Genomic DNA, 19,560 nt, shown 5'->3' on the forward strand with positions numbered 1-19,560 from the left:
TAATTCTTCATTTTAGGTTCATTACAAATCTCTCTTTTCCTTTATTTGATCTCCATTTTCCCCCATTTCATCGAAGTTCCGGCACTTTTCCACCTTTTAAACAGGAAAACAGGATCATAGATGAAAAGATAGGATTCCTGACGATTCGCCGGACCGGAAAACGGAAAATAAAGGGAATGCCGCACAGCATTTTACGAGAAGTTTTCGTATTTTTGCCTGCTGAACGAAAAACAAGAAGAATAATGGGAGCAGGAAAATGGATTGGTGGTATCCTGGGATTCATGACCATGGGACCGCTGGGAGCCTTGGCAGGATTTGCCCTAGGCTCATTGCTGGATGGGAACAACGGACTTTTCGGCAATACATACGAAAAAGGACAGGCGGAAGCCGGAAACAAGGATGAAGGACAGCGGAACAGTTTTTTATTCTCCATGCTGGTGATGGCATCCTACATTATCCGTGCGGACGGACGCATCATGCACAGCGAAATGGAATATGTACGCCGATTCTTAAGAATGAACTTCGGTGAAGGGGCGGTCATCCAGGGAGAACAGATCTTGCTGAATCTTTTTGAGCAGCGCAAACAGATGGAGCGTCAGAACCCGATGGCGTTTAAAAATACCATTCATGAATGCGGCGCACAAATAGCCGCAAATCTGTCTTACGGACAACGACTGCAATTGCTGGACTTTCTGGTAAACATAGCCAAAAGTGACGGCACCGTATGCGCTGAAGAAATAACAGCCTTAAAAGAGGTGGCACAATGCATGGGACTGTCGCCCCAAGAAGTGGAGTCCATGCTGAACCTGAGCGGAAACTCGCTGGAGGAGGCTTACAAAGTGCTTGAAATCACCCCGACAGCCACCAATGAGGAGGTACGCGCCGCCTATCGCCGCCTGGCTTTAAAACATCACCCCGACCGTGTCGCCACATTGGGTGAGGATGTGAAAAAAGCGGCTGAGGAGAAGTTCCAGCAAATCAATAACGCTAAAGAACGGATTTATAAAGCCAGAGGAATAAAGTAAGAAAGGATTCCGTCTTTCACCCGAAATTCATGGCAAGATTGCCATACTCGCCCAACAAGCAGGAATTTCTATAAACGCTTTTATAAAATCAGCTGTGGAAAAACAGGGTGCAACCATCCGTTACACCCTTATCCCCTGTCTTTGAATTTTGTAACAGCGGCTTTTCTTTTTATTGGTTCTTTTTAAAACTCGCTGGTGAAATGGAACCGAATATGCTTGAAGTCCATTTGCGCCATTTGAAGTACATAATTGCTATCGGCCAGGAATACATCCCGTCCTTCACGGTCCTTGGCCATGTACTGATATTTGCGTTTCTTGAATGCTTCCAGTTCTTCGGGGTCGTCACTTTCCACCCAACAGGCTTTATATAAGCTGATAGGTTCCCAACGGCACTTTGCATTATATTCATTCTCCAGACGGTACTGGATCACTTCAAACTGCAACTGTCCTACCGTACCGATAATCTTACGGCCATTGAACTGGTTGACAAACAACTGCGCCACACCCTCATCCATCAACTGGTCAATGCCTTTCGCCAATTGCTTCTGCTTCATGGGATCCGCATTCTCAATGTATTTGAACATCTCGGGCGAGAAACTGGGAATTCCACGGAAATGAAGTTTCTCTCCTTCAGTCAGCGTATCACCGATCTTGAAGGTTCCGTTGTCCGGCAAACCGATGATATCTCCCGCCCAAGCCTCATCCACCGTGGTCTTGCGCTGTGCCATGAACTGGGTGGGGGAAGAGAAACGCATCGTCTTTTCATGACGCACATGGTAATAGGGAGTGTTACGGGAGAACTTGCCCGAACAGATTTTACAGAACGCGATACAGGAGCGATGGTTGGGGTCAATGTTGGCGGTAATCTTGAAGACGAATCCGGTGAATTTAGATTCATCAGGTTCCACTTCGCGCTCTTCGGTCTTGGTAGGACGGGGACTTGGAGCAATTTCTACAAACGTATCCAGCAGTTCCTGCACTCCGAAATTATTCAATGCCGAACCGAAAAAGACAGGAGCCATCTCACCTTTCAGGTACTCATCCACATTGAATTCAGGATAGACACCGTCAATCAGCTCCAGCTCCCCACGCAGTTTCTCAGCCAGAGGAGCACCGATCTGATTGTCCAGCTCTTCCGTATTTATATCCACTTCCACCTTTTCAGTCACCACTTGTTTGGAAGGCTGGAAAAGATTCAGTTTATGTTCGTAAAGATTATACACGCCCTTGAAACGGGGTCCGCTTTCAATAGGCCATGTCAGCGGACGTACATGGATGACGAGTTCTTCCTCCAGTTCGTCCAGCAGGTCGAACGGGTCTTTCGCCTCACGGTCCATCTTGTTGACAAATATGATTACCGGAGTATTACGCATACGGCATACTTCCATCAGCTTGCGTGTCTGTGTTTCCACACCTTTCGCACCGTCTACTACGATGATAACGCTGTCCACGGCTGTCAAGGTACGGTAAGTATCCTCGGCAAAGTCCTGGTGACCCGGAGTATCCAGAATATTGATTTTATAGTCATTGTAATCAAACTCCATCACGGAGGTGGTCACAGAGATACCACGCTGCTTTTCAATGTCCATCCAGTCGGATGTGGCAGTCTTCTTTATCTTATTACTCTTTACGGCTCCGGCCACCTGTATCTGTCCGCCAAAAAGCAGCAGTTTTTCGGTCAATGAGGTCTTACCGGCATCCGGGTGTGCGATAATCGCAAACGTCCGTCTTCTTTCTATTTCACTATTCATATACTATTATGCATTTAATTCTTTGATACATGCCTCCAGGCTCTCTTCCCAATGGGGGATCTCGATGCCGTAAGTAGTTTTAATCTTGGTCTTGTCCAGCACGGAGTAATGGGGCCGGGGAGCTTTTGCCGGATACTCATCCGTATGCAGGGGACTGACCTTGCAGGTTGTGATACCGGCAATGCGGTGGATGGCCTTGGTGAAATCGTACCAGGAGCATACCCCTTCGTCACTGAAATGATAGAGCCCCGGCACCACACCTTTATGGATGGCCGCAAAGATGGCACGGGCCAGATCACGGGCGTATGTGGGGGTGCCAATCTGATCGAAGACCACGCCCAGAGACTCCCTCTCCCTTCCCAGACGGATCATCGTTTTCACAAAATTGTTTCCAAAAGTGGAATAAAGCCATGCGGTACGGATAATCATTGTTTTTTTGCAATGCTCCAATGCATTCGTCTCACCGGCCAGCTTGGTCCTGCCGTAAACGGAGTTGGGACAAGGAATATCCTCCTCACCATAAGGAAGATGTCTCGTGCCATCAAACACATAATCCGTTGATATCTGGATAAACTCGCCTCCGTTGGCCTCGGCCGCCTTCGCCAGATAGCCCACAGCAGTTTCGTTCAGTCTGGTGCACAGCTCTATATCCTCTTCCGCCTTGTCCACCGCCGTATAGGCCGCACAGTTCACTATGACATGAATATCATGCTCTTTTACGAAAGCCGCCACCGCCCGCTCATCACAAATATCCAGTTCGGCCACATCCGTAAAGAAACAGGTATATTCCTTGTGCTCAGCCGAAAGCACACGCATCTCATTTCCCAATTGGCCGTTGGCGCCGGTCACCAATATATTCTTCATTTCTGTTTTTATTAATTAAAATTCCAATTCTCCTTTTTTATCTTCTATATAGTAGTTTGACAACATAGCCAGCAATGTCGAGATGACCTCCTGCGCCTTCCCCGTCTCCCCGCTGATTTCTTTCTTTTGCAATTTCAGCAACAAGATGCCATAAAGCGCCTCAAAGCAGGTCTCCAGCTCCGGCTCCTCTTTATCCGCTCCTTTGGCGCGTAACTCCACAATATAGGGCAACGCCTTGTAATAGGCCGAATTATAATAAGGGAACTTGGGGGAACGCAATAACTGCAAATGAAGGTCGGTGAGCCAGATGATGATGTTCCTGTTAATCTGCAAATGGCCTTTTTCCATGACTTCCTCACGGCGCATCATCTCAATCAGATCCATATACCACCGGGTAAGTTCCGCCCGCTGCTCTTCCGTAAGCGGATAAGGATCTATGATGGTGGTCTTTATCTTTTCTATATCACAGCCGTTGGCACGGATCAAATCCTCTATCTGCCACATATATATAAGATACTCGGCTATATTCTTTTCTTTCAACTGCTTGGAAACGAACATACTTTTTATATTAAAAATTGAGACTTAAAAATAAAAAAATCAACGTATGGCATGCAAGACCTGTTTCTGTGTCAGTACATCGTTTTTCCTAAAATAGTGTAAATAAAACCTGCGGCCGAAATCAGCATCACCACAATGCCGATCACACGATTCAAGATCCAGATGCCGCGTAAATTAAAACGGGTGCGTACCTTATTGACAAAATACGTTATCCCGAACCACCAGAGAAGCGCCCCCAGCACAATAGCCAGATACCCCACCAGCTGAAAGCCTATGGGACTGCCCGGCATCACGAAAGAGAAACGGGCGAACAGACCAATGAACAGAAATATAATCAGGGGGTTGGAGAGAGTCACAAAAAAAGCAGTAACAAAATTATGAAGATAACTGCCCGGAGTGGAAGATACAGGACGGATGGACTGGACAGGATTGCTACGGAAGGTATAGATACCGAAAAAGAACAACATGACACTGCCGATGATCTGTAACAGCACCTGGTTCTTTGCCAGAAAGTCATCCATAAAACTCATGCCATAACCTGTAATCAAGGCATAGCCTATATCACTGAGGGCGGCTCCAAGACCGGTAACAAATCCATACCATCGTCCCTTGTTCAGTGTGCGCTGAATACAAAGTACCCCCACAGGACCCAGCGGCGCGGAAACAACCACACCGACGATAAGCCCTTTCACCAATAAATCGAGTATGGTTACTTGTTCTATCCAATTCATGCTGCAAAGATGCTACTTTTTTACGAAAGTACCTATATTTACACTCAAAATTCTTTCATACCCCGTCTCTTTTATATAACTTTGCACCTTATTAATAGACCCTTGATATAAGAACTAGTTTTCAATTAACAAAACAACTATAAAAGTGCTATGATTCTATTTTTCAGAACACCCACTAAAAGTGTAATAGCAACAGAAGTCAGCCAGGAACTGCCTTCTGAGGATATTCAGAAATTAAGCTGGCTTTATGGTGAAGCCACTGTAGAGAACGAAGAAAACCTGAAAGGTTGCTTCATCGGACCGCGTCGGGAAATGATCACTCCCTGGAGTACAAATGCTGTAGAAATCACTCAGAACATGGGGCTCACAGGCGTTTTACGCATCGAGGAATATTTCCCTGTAAAAGATGAGAACGCCGAGTACGATCCTATGCTGCAACGTATGTATAAGGGATTGGACCAGGAGATTTTCACCGTCAACATCAAACCCCAGCCGATTGTTCACATCGAGAATCTGGAAGAATACAATGAGAAAGAAGGTCTGGCACTTTCCCGCGAGGAAATGGACTATCTGCTGAAGGTTGAGAAGGATCTGGGACGCAAACTGACTGACTCCGAGGTCTTCGGCTTCGCGCAGATCAACTCCGAGCACTGCCGTCATAAGATATTCGGAGGAACATTTATCATTGACGGTCAGGAAATGGAATCTTCCTTGTTCCAGATGATCAAGAAAACGACCGCCGAGAATCCTAACAAGATCATCTCCGCCTATAAAGATAATGTAGCATTTGCCGAGGGACCGGTAGTGGAGCAATTCTCTCCGGCCGACCACTCCACTTCCGATTATTTCATTATCAAAGATATCAAGACGGTTATCTCACTGAAAGCCGAGACACACAATTTCCCGACTACCGTAGAACCGTTCAACGGCGCATCTACTGGTACAGGTGGTGAGATCCGTGACCGTATGGGCGGTGGTAAAGGCTCATGGCCCATTGCAGGTACCGCTGTATATATGACTTCTTACCCCCGTACCGACGAAGGACGCGAATGGGAAGACATCCTTCCTGTCCGCCAATGGTTATACCAAACTCCGGAACAGATCCTGATCAAAGCTTCCAACGGTGCTTCCGATTTCGGTAACAAATTCGGCCAGCCGCTGATTTGCGGTTCCGTACTGACATTCGAGCATCAGGAGAACGGTGAGAAGTATGCCTACGACAAAGTAATCATGCTGGCCGGAGGAGTAGGCTACGGCACGCAGCGCGACTGTCTGAAAGGACATCCCGAAAAAGGAAACAAAGTCGTTGTGATGGGTGGTGACAACTACCGCATCGGACTGGGTGGAGGTTCGGTCTCTTCCGTTGAGACAGGCCGATACTCATCGGGAATCGAACTGAACGCCGTCCAGCGTGCCAATGCGGAAATGCAGAAACGTGCCTATAACGTAGTCCGTGCGCTGTGTGAGGAAGACAACAACCCGATTGTCTCCATCCACGACCATGGGTCGGCCGGTCACGTGAACTGCCTGTCCGAATTGGTAGAAGAGAACGGCGGAATCATCCACATGGACAAGTTACCGATCGGTGACCAAACTTTGTCCGCCAAAGAAATCATCGCCAACGAATCTCAGGAACGTATGGGATTGCTGATTGACGAACCGGCTATCGAACATGTACAGAAAATCGCCGACCGCGAACGTGCACCGATGTACACCGTGGGCGAGACTACCGGAGACGCCCGCTTCGCTTTCGAACAGGCCGACGGGGTACGTCCGTTCGATCTGGCGGTAGACCAGATGTTCGGCTCTTCTCCGAAGACTTACATGATTGACAAGACGGTAGAACGTCATTATGAAAATGTTTCATACGAAACTTCCAAATTAAACGAATATATCCGCCGTGTGCTTCAGCTGGAAGCTGTCGCCTGCAAAGACTGGTTGACCAACAAGGTGGACCGTTCCGTAACCGGCAAGATCGCCCGCCAGCAATGTCAGGGTGAAATCCAGCTGCCTCTGAGCGACTGCGGAGTAGTCGCCCTGGACTATCGTGGCGAAAAAGGTATAGCCACTTCTTTAGGCCATGCCCCCCAGGCAGCCTTGGCCAATCCGGCCGCAGGCTCCGTTTTGTCGGTAGCCGAAGCGCTGACCAATATTGTATGGGCTCCGATGGCGGAAGGACTGGACAGCATCTCACTGTCCGCCAACTGGATGTGGCCATGCCGTGCACAGGAAGGTGAAGACGCCCGTCTGTACACCGCCGTAAAAGCCCTTTCCGATTTCTGCTGCTCATTGCAAATCAATGTGCCGACCGGAAAAGACTCTTTGTCAATGACTCAGAAATACCCTGACGGTGAGAAGGTCATCAGCCCGGGAACTGTCATCGTTTCAGCCGGCGGCGAAGTTTCGGATGTGAAGAAAGTGGTTTCGCCCGTATTGGTAAATGATGAAAAGAGCACGATCTACCACATTGATTTCAGCTTTGACAAGTTGCGTCTGGGAGGTTCCGCCTTTGCACAGTCATTGAACAAGGTAGGCGACGATGTACCGACCGTACAAAACCCTGAATATTTCCGTGACGCATTCCTGGCAGTACAGGAACTGGTAAACAAAGGTCTGATTATGGCCGGTCACGATATTTCCGCCGGCGGTCTTATCACCACATTGCTTGAAATGTGCTTCTCGAATATGGAAGGCGGTATGGAAATCAGCCTGAACAAGATTAAGGAAGACGACATCATCAAGATATTGTTTGCCGAAAACCCGGGTATCGTTATCCAGGTAAAAGACAAACATAAGGAAGAGGTGAAAAAGATTCTGGAAGATGCGGGCGTAGGTTATGTGAAATTAGGCAAACCGACTGAGGAACGGCATATCCTGGTAGAAAAGGGAGATGCGACTTACCAGTTCGGCATAGACTATCTGCGCGATGTATGGTATTCCACCTCTTACTTGCTGGACCGCAAGCAGAGTATGAACGGTTGTGCCAAAAAACGTTTCGAGAACTACAAGGAACAGCCTCTGGAGTTCGTGTTCGACCACTCATTCACCGGCAAACTGTCACAATTCGGCCTGAATCCCGACCGTCGCACTGCAACAGGCATAAAAGCGGCTATCATCCGTGAAAAGGGAACCAACGGCGAACGCGAAATGGCTTACATGCTCTATCTGGCAGGATTTGATGTGAAGGATGTGACAATGACCGACCTGGTCAGCGGACGCGAGACATTGGAGGATATCAATTTCATCGTATTCTGCGGCGGGTTCTCCAATTCGGACGTTCTGGGTTCTGCCAAAGGATGGGCGGGAGCTTTCTTGTTCAACCCCAAGGCAAAAGCGGCGCTGGACAACTTCTATGCACGTGAAGACACCTTGTCATTAGGCGTATGCAACGGCTGCCAGCTGATGATAGAATTGAACCTGATCAACCCCGATTTCACCAAGAAAGCGAAAATGCTGCACAATGATTCACATAAATTCGAATCCAAGTTTGTGGGTGTTACCGTTCCGATGAACAGAAGTGTCATGTTCGGTTCGTTGAGTGGAAGCAAGCTGGGCATCTGGGTGGCTCATGGAGAAGGTAAATTCTCATTGCCGTATGAGGAAGACAAATACAATGTGGTATTGAAATACTCATACGACGAGTATCCCGGCAACCCGAACGGTTCGGATTACAGCGTAGCCGGTCTGGCCAGCCCCGACGGCCGCCATCTGGCCATGATGCCTCATCTGGAACGTTCCTGCTTCCCTTGGCAGAATGCTTACTATCCGGCTGACAGAATAAACAACGATCAGATCACTCCATGGATGGAAGCATTTGTCAATGCTAGAAAATGGGTGGAGATGAACAAAAAATAAAAACGATTTGTTATATTTACTAAAAAAGCGGTAAGTCGGACTGATTACCGCTTTTTTTGTATATAACGGATTTTGATATGTTAAGGGAATTTACGAACTTTGTAAGGATTTTGCCTCCTAATGATATGAGAAGAATTCTTTTATTGATATGCCTCTTTGTTATTTTGGTAACACCCGTCGTTGCTCAACTATACCAGTATCTGGACACCCAGAGCGGTTTGAGCAGCCGCCGAGTCTTATCTATACGGAAAGACAAAAAAGGATATATGTGGTTTCTCACTCATGAAGGAATAGACAGATACAACGGAAAACAATACACACACTACAACCTGACTGCCCACGGAAAATTTCTGAACTCTTTTCCCAACTTGAACACCCTGCAAACGGATACGGCAGGAGTGGTGTGGGAAATAGGAAAAACCGGGCATCTGTTCAGATACAATTCCCTAAAAGATAAATTCGAACTGATTTGCGACTTTGCCAGCAAGGACAAAAGCAACAGCGGACTGCCGCTCACCGCCTCATGTCTTAATCCCAAAGACAATAGCATATTGCTTTGCACTAAAAACAAACAATACCTTTTCGACATAGGCACCCATGAGCTTATTCAACTGGAAAGCCCTATCAAGGAAGAAATCACCTATATTGCAGCATCTACGGACAATCAATATTTCCTGGCCTCCAACCACAAGATCTATTGTGTGGAACTGACTCAGGGACAGTTGAAAATAATCAAGCATCCGGAACTGGATAATTTCCATATAGCAAACTACATCTATTTCCATCCGGAGACCCAAACGTTGGTGATAGGCACCCTGCTGGACGGAATTTATCTGTACAATATCCACAGCCGCCAGCTGATCAGTGTACACAACGGACTGCAAGACACTAATGTCAACGCTATCATAGCGAATAAAGAAAAAAAGAACGAGGTGTTCATCGCAACCAACGGTGCAGGTGTATATAAATTAAATCTGGACACTTACGAACTGACAAATTTTCTAAATGCCGACCACAACCACTCCAACAAGATGAACGGTAACATCATTCATGATATCTATATGGATGATGACCAAAAACTATGGATGGCGGTCTATCCTATAGGAATCACGGTATATTCCAAGAAATACCCCGGATACAGGTGGATACAGCACTCTTATGACAATCCCAACTCATTGATAGACAACCAGGTGAATTTTATAATGGAAGACTCCGACGGAGACATCTGGTATGCTACCAACAACGGTATATGCTGTTACAACCCCTCCACCAAACAATGGAAAAACCTGTTGTCCACCTACCAGCATGACAGTCCCAACCAGAACCACGTATTTATCTCGATATGCGAGATCCGCCCCGGAAGTATCCTGGCCGGCGGATATATGTCGGGCATGTATGAAATAGATAAAAAGACCATGTCCACACGATATCTGATCCCCCAGACATTGAATGCCAAGACTATAAAACCGGACAAATATATCCGTTGCATCTACAAGGACTGGGACAATCTGGTATGGGCCGGAGGATACTACAACCTGAAAAGCTATAATCCGGATACAAAAGAAATGCAGTGTTACAACATGGATTTCCCCGTCACCTACATCACCAATAAGGATGCCGGCAATTTATGGATAGGGACAATCAACGGACTGTACCAGTTCAATAAAGAGAACCAGGAACTCAAAGCGGTGAACCTGAACTCCGAGTTGGGGTGTATCAATACAATCTATCAGAATAAAAAGAACACCACTTTCATCGGCACACACGGCTCCGGCCTGTGGATTTACAATAACTATACGGAAAAACTGACTAATTATCATGTCAACAATTCGGCTCTGATATCCAATAACATTCACTGCATACTGCCTGCTCAGGAAGATGATTTGATTGTCAGTACAGAAAAAGGACTGACCCGTTTCAATACAAAAGGGAAAATCTTCTCTAACTGGACAAAGGAACAAGGCTTGATGTCCACCAGCTTTAACCAGGCGGCCGGTGTGCATACACGCGACAATAAATTCATTTTCGGAAGTGGAGACGGAGCCATTGAACTGGCGGACACTGTCATGCTGCCCCATCAGTTTAAATCCAAAATGGTGTTTGACAACTTCCGGCTGCTTTATCAGAAAGTACTGCCCGGTGAAAAGAATTCTCCTTTAAAAGAAGATATTGACAATGCCCGGCACATCACGCTGAATTATGACCAGAATATTTTTTCATTGGACGTGTCCTCCATCAATTATGACAACCCCTCCAATATAGCCTATTCCTGGAAACTGGAAGGATTCTATGATGAATGGACTTCGCTCACGAATGACAACCGCATACGTTACACCAACATCGGCCCCGGCAAGTATAAATTAAGAGTGAGAGCCATCCTGATGGATGACCACCATCTGTTGGAAGAACGTTCACTTTTCATTACCGTGACCCCGCCCTGGTGGGCCACATTTTGGGCAGGAATTCTTTATCTGGTCATTTTTGTACTGGCCGGAGCAAGTGTCCTACGCTATTTATGGCTCAGAAAAGACAGGAACAGTTCAAAAGAGAAAATCCAGTTCTTTATCAACACGGCGCATGATATACGTACACCGCTGACTTTGATAAAAGCTCCTTTGGGAGAGATTCTTAAAAACGAAAACCTGTCTGAACAGGGAAAAATCAATATCAACCTGGCCATACAAAATACAGACAACTTATCGGAGTTAGCCAGTAATCTGATCAACTTTGAAAAAGAGGAGCTCTATACCTCCACGGTATATGTGTCCCGATACGAACTGAACAATTATGTCAGGACCTATCTGGAGCAGTTCAATCTATATGCCCGCAAAAGACAGATAAATATCATATTCGAAAGCGATTTCGAAAGCCAGGAAGTATGGCTGGACAGAAACAAGATGGACTCCATCATCCGGAACCTGATGAGCAATGCCTTGAAATATACCCACCAGGGAGGCAGTGTGACTGTGCAGACCCGGAGAAATAAAAGCCACTGGTTCATCACTATCACAGATACAGGAATCGGGATCCCTGCCAATGAACAAAAGAAAATGTTCAAAAGCCTCTTCAGAGGGAATAATGCCATCAACCTGCAAATCACAGGAAGCGGCATCGGTATGCTGCTTACCTACAAACTGATAAAAAGCCATGCCGGCAAAATATCAATGAGCAGCATAGAAAATGTGGGAACAACCTTCAAACTGACCTTCCCTATCAAAAGCCGGAGATACGATTACCGTATCTTTAAAAAGCCTGACGTCATTAATCCGCTGCCCGTCATCGAAGGCAATCCGGAAGAACTGGTGAGAGAGATCAAGGACAAACCGGTCAGGGCACATGCCTCCTCCATTCTGATAGTGGAAGACAATCTGGAATTGCGTACCTTCCTGTTGCATACGTTATCGGAAGATTATGATGTTTCTGAAGTGGGAAACGGACAGGAAGCGCTGGAGTTTATCAAGGAACGGCAACCGGATCTGATATTGTCGGACGTAATGATGCCTATCATGAATGGAGACAAAATGTGCAACATACTGAAAAACAATATTGAAACCAGCCATATACCGATCATATTGCTGACCGCATTGAATGATAAAGAAAGTATCATCAAAGGTTTACAGAGCAAAGCCGATAAATACATAGTCAAACCGTTCGATATGGAGGTGCTGAAAGCAAATATAGCCAATGTACTGGAAAACAGAGAAATCATGAAAAATCGTTTCTCGCAATTCAAATTCAATACTGACGGAGTATCGGATGATCCGGCAGTCAGTTTGGAACAGGAATTCCTTTTAAAAGCCACCGGCATCATAAAAAGGAGTATCAACAAAGAAATGAACGTGGAAACCCTGTGCGATGCAATGAACATGAGCCGGAGCAGCTTATACAACAAGATAAAGGCTTTAACCAATGACTCGCCCAGTGATTTTATCCGTAAAGTACGCATGAACGAGGCCAGCATTCTATTGAAAAGCAAACGGTATACGGTGTCCGAAGTTTCGGATATGATGGGATTCAGTGATCCCAAATATTTTACGGATACATTTAAGAAATATTACGGAGTTCCCCCAAGCACTTATATGAAACAGAATTAAAAAATGAATTTCTATCTACAATCATTCCTTATCTTCTTAAAGATAGGATTATTTACCATCGGCGGAGGATATGCCATGGTTCCTCTAATTCAAGATGAAATAGTGGACAAGCGGAAATGGATCGACAAAGAGGACTTTATTGATTTATTGGCCCTCGCTCAGTCTGTGCCCGGAATATTCGCTGTAAACATAGCCATATTCATCGGATATAAATTGCGCAAGTTCCGTGGGGCGCTGGCAATGGCCTTGGGTACCATACTCCCCTCCTTCTTTATTATGTTGGCAATCGCCCTGTTCTTCCAGCAGTTCAAGCAATACCAGATAGTAGAGAATATATTCAAGGGAATCCGTCCGGCAGTAGTGGCCCTTATCGCAGCCCCTACTTTCTCCATGGCAAAATCGGCCAAGATAAACCGTTACACCATCTGGATACCGGTCGTTTCCGCATTGCTCATCTGGTTGTTGGGCGTATCGCCTGTGTACATTATCATTATGGCAGGTGTGGGAGGTTTTATATACGGAAAGTACAAACATAAATATTCATCCAAATGATTTTTCTATATTTATTCTATACATTTTGCAAGATAGGCCTCTTCGGTTTCGGAGGAGGATATGCCATGCTGTCCATGATACAAGGAGAAGTAGTGACAAGATATAATTGGATCAGCGCCAGTGAATTTACAGACATCATCGCCATCAGCCAGATGACCCCGGGTCCCATCGGCATCAACTCCGCCACCTATGTGGGATATACTGCGGTGTTGAATGCAGGGTACAGTGAGGGATGGGCCATATTCGGTTCTTGCATTGCCACTTTTGCCGTAGTTTTCCCATCGTTCATCTTGATGATAGTCATCAGCCGGTTCTTTCTGAAATACCAAAAGCATCCGGTTGTAGAAGCCGTATTCAAAGGATTGCGTCCGGCAGTGGTAGGTCTGCTGGCAGCCGCCGCGCTCGTCTTGATGAATGCTGAGAACTTCGGCAGCTACCAGATAGATTTGTATCAATTCATCATCAGTATAATTATTTTTCTTGTTACCTTTATAGGGACACGAAAGTACAAGATAAATCCCATATTGATGATCATACTTTGCGGAGTGGCAGGATTCCTGCTTTACTGAAACACGCCGCTTTTTACAGTTTCACTTTCTTTTTAGTACCTTTGGACTCATTGTGCAAGCGGTCCAACGCTGTCACCACATACTGGAATTTCGTTTTTCCATCGTTATAAGGCAACGGGTAAAAATGATCGCGGGTAATGGCCACAATGTGCGAAGCATCGTCCAGATTGACTTTTTCTTTCTTATCAAAGCGATAAACCACATACTGCACCGCCTTGTCCATCTCGTCTTTTGCTTTCGGAGCGGTCCAGAAGAGCACCGGGCCCTCATACGTCCATACCATCTTCACCTTCTTTACTTTGCCCGGAGCCTTATCGTCCATAAAAGGAGATTCGGGAATCAGGGCCGGATAACGGTGATATTCTTTTTCCAGCATCGTGCGGTAATTGCCGGCATTATCCACCACAGCAGCCGCATACCATTGGCAGCTTCCCTGTACGGTAGGAAGGGAGCGCTGCAACTTCATCTTGGCAGGCATCTGGTTTTGCAACGGATTACGGGCGTCCGCCTTGTTCACCGTACGCATCACATCCTGGCCGATAAAGAGCGGACGCGAAGCGGCGTGTTTCGCCCACCAATGTATCAGGTTGTCATAGTCGGCGGCAGGATGGCCTATCTCCCAATAGATCTGAGGAATATTGTAATCCACCCAACCGTTATTGATCCACATCAGCACATCGGCATACAAATCATCATAATTCTGAAGACCGCGTGTGTCACTGCCGTTCGGATCGCTTTTCTTGTTGCGGTAGATGCCAAAAGGAGAAACACCGAACTTCACCCACGGCTTGCACTCGCGCACAGTCTCGTGGATTTCCTTGATCAGCACATTCACGTTGTCGCGGCGCCAGTCGGCTCTGTTACTATATCCGCGGCCATATTGCGCGAAACTGACATTATCCGGAAAATCCTCACCGGGATTGGGATAAGGATAGAAATAATCGTCCATGTGGATGGCGTCCACATCATAACGGGTAACGATGTCGCGCACGATCTTACAAATATACTTGCGGTTCTCGGGCAAAGCCGGATCAAAATAAAGCTGGCCTGCATATTTCACAAAAAGCTCCGGATGCTGATTGTACGGATGAATGGGTGACAAGGCAGCCGTTCCTTTCGTCTTGGCACGGTAAGGGTTGATCCAGGCATGAAACTCCATACCGCGTTTGTGGCACTCGTCTATCATGAACTGCATGGGGTCCCAGTAAGGTGACGGCATCCTGCCCTGCACTCCTGTAAGGAAGCGGCTCCACGGCTCATAAGAAGATTTATACAAGGCATCGGCCTCCGCGCGTACCTGGAAAATTATCGCATTAATGCCCGCACCTTGCAGACTGTTTAGCTGGTTTATCAATAACTGCTGCATCTTCTCTGCCGGCATTCCCTGGAACTGTCCGTTCACACACTGAATCCATGCACCGCGGAACTCACGTTTGGGGTAACGTGTCTGAGCACTGACAACAGAAGTAAAAAGTAGTGCTATCAATAAAAGAAGAATAGTTTTTGCTCTCATTTTGTTATTCTTGTTTAATACGCTTGCAAAGATAAGAAAACTTATAATTATCTTTGCATATTCAATCAAATTCAATAAAGAATGTCAGAAAGTAACTATATATCCATAAAAGGAGCAAAGGTAAACAACCTGAAAAACATTGATGTCGATATACCACGCAACAAGCTGGTCGTGATCACAGGCCTGTCCGGTTCCGGAAAATCATCATTGGCTTTTGACACATTGTACGCCGAAGGCCAGCGGCGCTATGTAGAAAGCCTGTCCTCCTACGCCCGCCAGTTCCTGGGCCGTATGAGCAAGCCCGAGTGCGATTTCATCAAAGGCATACCGCCCGCCATCGCCATCGAACAAAAGGTGAACAGCCGTAATCCGCGTTCCACCGTGGGGACTTCCACCGAGATCTACGAATACCTGCGACTGCTCTATGCACGCGTGGGAAAGACCTATTCTCCCGTCAGCGGCCAGCTGGTGAAGAAGCACAGCATCGAAGATATCGTAAACTGTATGCTCTCCTTTCCCAAAGGAACGAAGTACACGGTGCTCACCCCTATGATGCCCCGTGAGGGCCGCACATTGGCGCAACAACTGGAAATGGACTTCAAACAAGGATTCACCCGTGTGGAAGTGAACCGCGAGATAGTCCGTATAGAAGACTTCCTGCAACAAACAACTGACGGAGATAAAAAACAAAACATCTATCTGCTGGTAGACCGCATGACGGCAGATGACAGCAAAGACAGCATCAGCCGCCTCACCGACTCTGCCGAGACCGCCATGTACGAAGGAGACGGGAACTGCCTGCTCCGCTTCTATTCTGCCGACGGAAGTACGCAACTGTTCTCCTTCAGCACCAAATTCGAGGCGGACGGAATCAAGTTCGAGGAGCCGAACGATCAGATGTTCTCCTTCAATTCCCCTCTGGGCGCCTGCCCCGAATGCGAAGGGTTCGGCAAAGTGATAGGGATAGACGAACATCTGGTGATCCCCAACCGCGCCCTGAGTGTATATGACGGAGCCGTCCTTTGCTGGCGTGGCGAAAAGATGGGAGAATGGCTGCAAGCATTCATCCACGAAGCTCCCGCCCACGATTTCCCCATCTTCGCTCCTTATTATGAACTGACACAGGAACAGAAAGATTACCTGTGGCACGGACCCAGGGAGAAGGCCTGCATCGACTCCTTCTTCAAAATGCTGGAAGAAAACCAGTACAAGATACAATACCGGGTGATGCTGGCACGCTACCGGGGGAAAACCATTTGTCCCGTCTGCCACGGAACCCGGTTGAAAAAAGAAGCCGGCTATGTAAAGGTAGGCGGCAAATCCATCTCCGAACTGGTGGACCTGCCCATTCATGACTTAAAAGAATTCTTCCGCACACTGGAACTGGATGCACATGACACCGCCATCGCCAAACGGATTCTGACGGAAATCACCAACCGCATCCATTTCCTGATGGATGTAGGTCTGGGATATCTCACACTGAACCGCCTCAGCAACTCGCTCTCCGGCGGTGAAAGCCAGCGCATCAATCTGGCCACCTCACTGGGCAGCAGCCTGGTAGGCTCGCTCTATATTCTGGACGAACCCAGCATCGGACTACACAGCCGTGACACCGACCGGCTGATCAAAGTTCTCCGCCAGTTGCAGGAACTGGGAAACACCGTGGTAGTGGTGGAGCATGATGAGGAAATCATCCGTGCCGCCGATTATATCATCGACATCGGTCCTCAGGCAGGACGCCTGGGAGGACAGATCGTCTATCAAGGCAACATGAGCGACCTTCAAAAAGACAGCAGCAGCTATACAGTGCGCTATCTGTTGGGAGAAGAAAACATAGAGGTTCCCCGGTGCCACCGCCCGTGGAACAATTATATAGAAATAAAAGGCGCACGTGAAAACAACCTGAAGGGCATTGACGTAAAATTCCCGCTGAATGTCATGACGGTAGTGACGGGTGTCAGCGGTTCGGGAAAGAGTACGCTGGTGCGTGATGTATTCTACAGGGCGCTGAAACGCGAATATAGTGAGGGCAGCGAGCGGCCGGGCGAGTTTCTCTCGTTGGAAGGGGATATACAACTGGTGAAAGACATTGAGTTTGTTGACCAGAACCCGATCGGAAAATCATCGCGAAGCAACCCGGTGACCTATGTGAAAGCATACGATGAAATCCGCAAGCTCTTCGCCGAGCAGCCCCTGGCCAAACAAATGGGATATACGGCCGGATATTTCTCGTTCAACACCGAAGGCGGCCGCTGCGAGGAATGCAAAGGCGATGGTACGGTAACCGTTGAAATGCAGTTCATGGCCGATTTGGTATTGGAATGTGAATCCTGTCATGGAAAACGTTTCAAGAGCGACACGCTGGAGGTGAAGTTCCAGGATAAGAACATCTATGATATTCTGGAAATGACAGTGAACCAGGCCGTCGAGTTCTTCACCGGACACGGACAGAAGAAGATCGTGAAGAAACTGCTCCCCTTGCAGGAAGTGGGGCTGGGATACATCAAACTGGGACAAGCCTCCTCCACCCTTTCCGGTGGCGAGAACCAACGTGTGAAGCTGGCGTATTTTCTGAGCATAGAGAAAGCGCAGCCTACCATTTTTGTATTCGATGAACCGACTACAGGCCTGCATTTCCACGATATCAAGAAGTTGCTGGAGGCATTCGACGCCTTGATCAGCCGCGGACATACCATTATCATCATCGAGCATAACATGGATGTGATAAAATGCGCCGACCATGTGATTGACCTAGGACCCGAAGGAGGAAATATGGGAGGAAACCTGGTCGTTGCGGGTACTCCGGAAGAGGTTGCGGCATGTGCGGCATCTTATACGGGACAGTTCTTGAAAGAAAAACTGGAGATGAATTCTCCTGACTGATCCCTCATTCACCACAGATAGCCCTAAGAGTCCTCTGTGGTGAACTTGATATGGAATTGACAACCTTATAAATCAACAAAATATGAAAAAACTTTTTTTACTGCTCTTATTATTCCCCTTCCTGTCGGGATGCTCACAAAAAGAAAAAGAATTCACGGTCCTTCAATGGAATATCTGGCAGGAGGGAACAGTGATTCCCGGCGGTTACGATGCCATTGTGAATGAAATAGCCCGTCTTCGTCCGGACTTCGTCACACTGAGCGAGGTGCGTAATTACGAGAACACCAACTTCACCGCCCGCCTGGTGCAATCATTAAAGGAAAAAGGAGAAACCTATTACTCCTTCTACACCTACGATACAGGCCTGCTAAGCCGCTACCCCATCACCGACTCACTGACCGTTTTCCCCGAAAAGGACGACCACGGCAGCATCTATCGCCTTACAACCGACATGAACGGACGCAAGATGGCCGTTTATACCGCCCATCTTGATTATCTGGATGACGCTTATTATAACGTACGCGGATACGACGGCTCTACCTGGGAGGAAATTCCTATCCCCACCACCGTAGAGGAAGTATTGGAAAGAAATGTAGCCTCGCAACGAGACGATGCCATCAAACTATTCATTGAGCAGGCAAAAAAAGACCGCGCAGCCGGCTACACCATCATTCTGGGAGGAGATTTCAACGAACCCTCCCATCAGGACTGGATCGAGGAGACCAAAGACTTGTATGACCATCACGGCTTGGTGATTCCCTGGACTGTTCCCGTCCTGCTGGAAGAAGCCGGACTGAAAGACGCTTACCGCGAATTTTATCCGGATGTATTGAACTATCCCGGCTTCACTTACCCCTCGGACAACCCGGCAAAGCCCGCAGAAAAAATAACCTGGGCGCCCAAAGCCGACGAGCGCGACCGCATAGATTACATTTGGTATTATCCCGAAAAAGGACTGAAGGTGAAAGACGCCGCCGTTTTCGGACCGAAAGGCTCCATTGTCCGTTCACAGCGCGTTCAGGAAACATCCAAAGATCAGTTTATAGAACCCTTGGGAGTATGGCCTACAGATCACAAAGGAGTATGGATCACATTCCAATATTCCGCCGAATAATATCGTTTTTACCGATATTTCCGTTATCTTTGTCCAAATAACCTAATTTAT

At 47.3% G+C, this 19,560-nt stretch carries 12 protein-coding genes and 1 pseudogene; 8 read left to right on the forward strand and 5 right to left on the reverse strand.

Annotated elements, in window-relative coordinates; all coding sequences use genetic code 11:
- Positions 1-242: 242 nt before the first annotated feature.
- Complete coding sequence (locus tag ACYQ0C_RS15915; protein ID WP_016275596.1) at positions 243-1,025, forward strand: TerB family tellurite resistance protein; 783 nt, start codon at positions 243-245, stop codon at positions 1,023-1,025.
- A 19-nt stretch (positions 1,026-1,044) separates the two neighbouring features.
- Positions 1,045-1,170: pseudogene (locus tag ACYQ0C_RS15920) on the forward strand (toxin-antitoxin system HicB family antitoxin); the annotation flags it as partial.
- Between the two features lie 37 nt (positions 1,171-1,207).
- On the opposite strand, the gene ACYQ0C_RS15925 reads toward ACYQ0C_RS15920, so the two are convergent.
- The 4 genes from ACYQ0C_RS15925 to ACYQ0C_RS15940 all read right to left on the reverse strand — a co-directional run bounded on the left by ACYQ0C_RS15925 (position 1,208) and on the right by ACYQ0C_RS15940 (position 4,929).
- Positions 1,208-2,776, reverse strand: coding sequence for a peptide chain release factor 3 (locus tag ACYQ0C_RS15925; protein ID WP_016275595.1), 1,569 nt, complete (start codon positions 2,774-2,776; stop codon positions 1,208-1,210).
- 6 nt (positions 2,777-2,782) lie between these two features.
- Positions 2,783-3,640 carry a dTDP-4-dehydrorhamnose reductase gene (gene rfbD / locus ACYQ0C_RS15930; protein ID WP_016275594.1) on the reverse strand — a complete coding sequence of 286 codons (858 nt, stop codon included), beginning with the start codon at positions 3,638-3,640 and terminating at the stop codon, positions 2,783-2,785.
- 15 nt (positions 3,641-3,655) lie between these two features.
- Positions 3,656-4,198, reverse strand: a complete 543-nt coding sequence (locus tag ACYQ0C_RS15935; RefSeq protein WP_016275593.1) for a DUF4924 family protein — start codon at positions 4,196-4,198, stop codon at positions 3,656-3,658.
- Positions 4,199-4,269: 71 nt separating this feature from the next.
- The gene (locus ACYQ0C_RS15940; RefSeq protein ID WP_016275592.1) at positions 4,270-4,929 is read right to left on the reverse strand and encodes a LysE family translocator; all 660 of its coding nucleotides are present in this window, start codon (positions 4,927-4,929) and stop codon (positions 4,270-4,272) included.
- Between the two features lie 150 nt (positions 4,930-5,079).
- Here ACYQ0C_RS15940 and purL point away from each other — a divergent pair, with 150 nt between their 5' ends.
- The 4 genes from purL (at position 5,080) to ACYQ0C_RS15960 (ending at position 13,999) form a co-directional block, all read left to right on the forward strand.
- Positions 5,080-8,784, forward strand: a complete 3,705-nt coding sequence (gene purL, locus ACYQ0C_RS15945; protein WP_016275591.1) for a phosphoribosylformylglycinamidine synthase — start codon at positions 5,080-5,082, stop codon at positions 8,782-8,784.
- Positions 8,785-8,861: 77 nt separating this feature from the next.
- The gene (locus ACYQ0C_RS15950) at positions 8,862-12,878 is read left to right on the forward strand and encodes a hybrid sensor histidine kinase/response regulator transcription factor (RefSeq protein ID WP_257463990.1); all 4,017 of its coding nucleotides are present in this window, start codon (positions 8,862-8,864) and stop codon (positions 12,876-12,878) included.
- Between the two features lie 3 nt (positions 12,879-12,881).
- A complete protein-coding gene (locus tag ACYQ0C_RS15955; RefSeq protein WP_016275589.1) occupies positions 12,882-13,430 on the forward strand; it encodes a chromate transporter in 549 nt (182 codons plus the stop codon).
- On the forward strand, positions 13,427-13,999 hold the full coding sequence (locus ACYQ0C_RS15960; RefSeq protein WP_016275588.1) for a chromate transporter: 573 nt from the start codon (positions 13,427-13,429) through the stop codon (positions 13,997-13,999). Before ACYQ0C_RS15955 ends, ACYQ0C_RS15960 begins: the two co-directional genes overlap by 4 nt.
- Before the next feature lie 13 nt (positions 14,000-14,012).
- Here ACYQ0C_RS15960 and ACYQ0C_RS15965 read toward each other — a convergent pair whose 3' ends face one another.
- Entirely contained in the window at positions 14,013-15,512 is a 1,500-nt protein-coding gene (locus tag ACYQ0C_RS15965; RefSeq protein WP_016275587.1) for a glycoside hydrolase family 10-like protein, read from the reverse strand.
- Positions 15,513-15,593: 81 nt separating this feature from the next.
- Between ACYQ0C_RS15965 and uvrA the strand changes: the two genes are divergently transcribed.
- Together uvrA and ACYQ0C_RS15975 are read left to right on the forward strand one after the other, a co-directional pair.
- Complete coding sequence (gene uvrA / locus ACYQ0C_RS15970; RefSeq protein ID WP_175271278.1) at positions 15,594-18,395, forward strand: excinuclease ABC subunit UvrA; 2,802 nt, start codon at positions 15,594-15,596, stop codon at positions 18,393-18,395.
- Positions 18,396-18,477: 82 nt separating this feature from the next.
- Positions 18,478-19,509 (forward strand): endonuclease/exonuclease/phosphatase family protein, encoded by a 1,032-nt coding sequence (locus ACYQ0C_RS15975; RefSeq protein WP_016275585.1) that lies wholly within the window; start codon positions 18,478-18,480, stop codon positions 19,507-19,509.
- Positions 19,510-19,560 lie beyond the last annotated feature (51 nt).

This window comes from Phocaeicola sartorii JCM 17136 = DSM 21941 (assembly GCF_054653615.1).

Bases quoted from the DNA above. Each gene is read 5' to 3' on its own strand.
- ACYQ0C_RS15915 (WP_016275596.1), top strand. From the start codon at position 243: ATGGGAGCAGGAAAATGGATTGGTGGTATCCTGGGATTCATGACCATG.
- ACYQ0C_RS15925 (WP_016275595.1), bottom strand. From the start codon at position 2,776: ATGAATAGTGAAATAGAAAGAAGACGGACGTTTGCGATTATCGCACAC.
- rfbD (WP_016275594.1), bottom strand. From the start codon at position 3,640: ATGAAGAATATATTGGTGACCGGCGCCAACGGCCAATTGGGAAATGAG.
- ACYQ0C_RS15935 (WP_016275593.1), bottom strand. From the start codon at position 4,198: ATGTTCGTTTCCAAGCAGTTGAAAGAAAAGAATATAGCCGAGTATCTT.
- ACYQ0C_RS15940 (WP_016275592.1), bottom strand. From the start codon at position 4,929: ATGAATTGGATAGAACAAGTAACCATACTCGATTTATTGGTGAAAGGG.
- purL (WP_016275591.1), top strand. From the start codon at position 5,080: ATGATTCTATTTTTCAGAACACCCACTAAAAGTGTAATAGCAACAGAA.
- ACYQ0C_RS15950 (WP_257463990.1), top strand. From the start codon at position 8,862: ATGTTAAGGGAATTTACGAACTTTGTAAGGATTTTGCCTCCTAATGAT.
- ACYQ0C_RS15955 (WP_016275589.1), top strand. From the start codon at position 12,882: ATGAATTTCTATCTACAATCATTCCTTATCTTCTTAAAGATAGGATTA.
- ACYQ0C_RS15960 (WP_016275588.1), top strand. From the start codon at position 13,427: ATGATTTTTCTATATTTATTCTATACATTTTGCAAGATAGGCCTCTTC.
- ACYQ0C_RS15965 (WP_016275587.1), bottom strand. From the start codon at position 15,512: ATGAGAGCAAAAACTATTCTTCTTTTATTGATAGCACTACTTTTTACT.
- uvrA (WP_175271278.1), top strand. From the start codon at position 15,594: ATGTCAGAAAGTAACTATATATCCATAAAAGGAGCAAAGGTAAACAAC.
- ACYQ0C_RS15975 (WP_016275585.1), top strand. From the start codon at position 18,478: ATGAAAAAACTTTTTTTACTGCTCTTATTATTCCCCTTCCTGTCGGGA.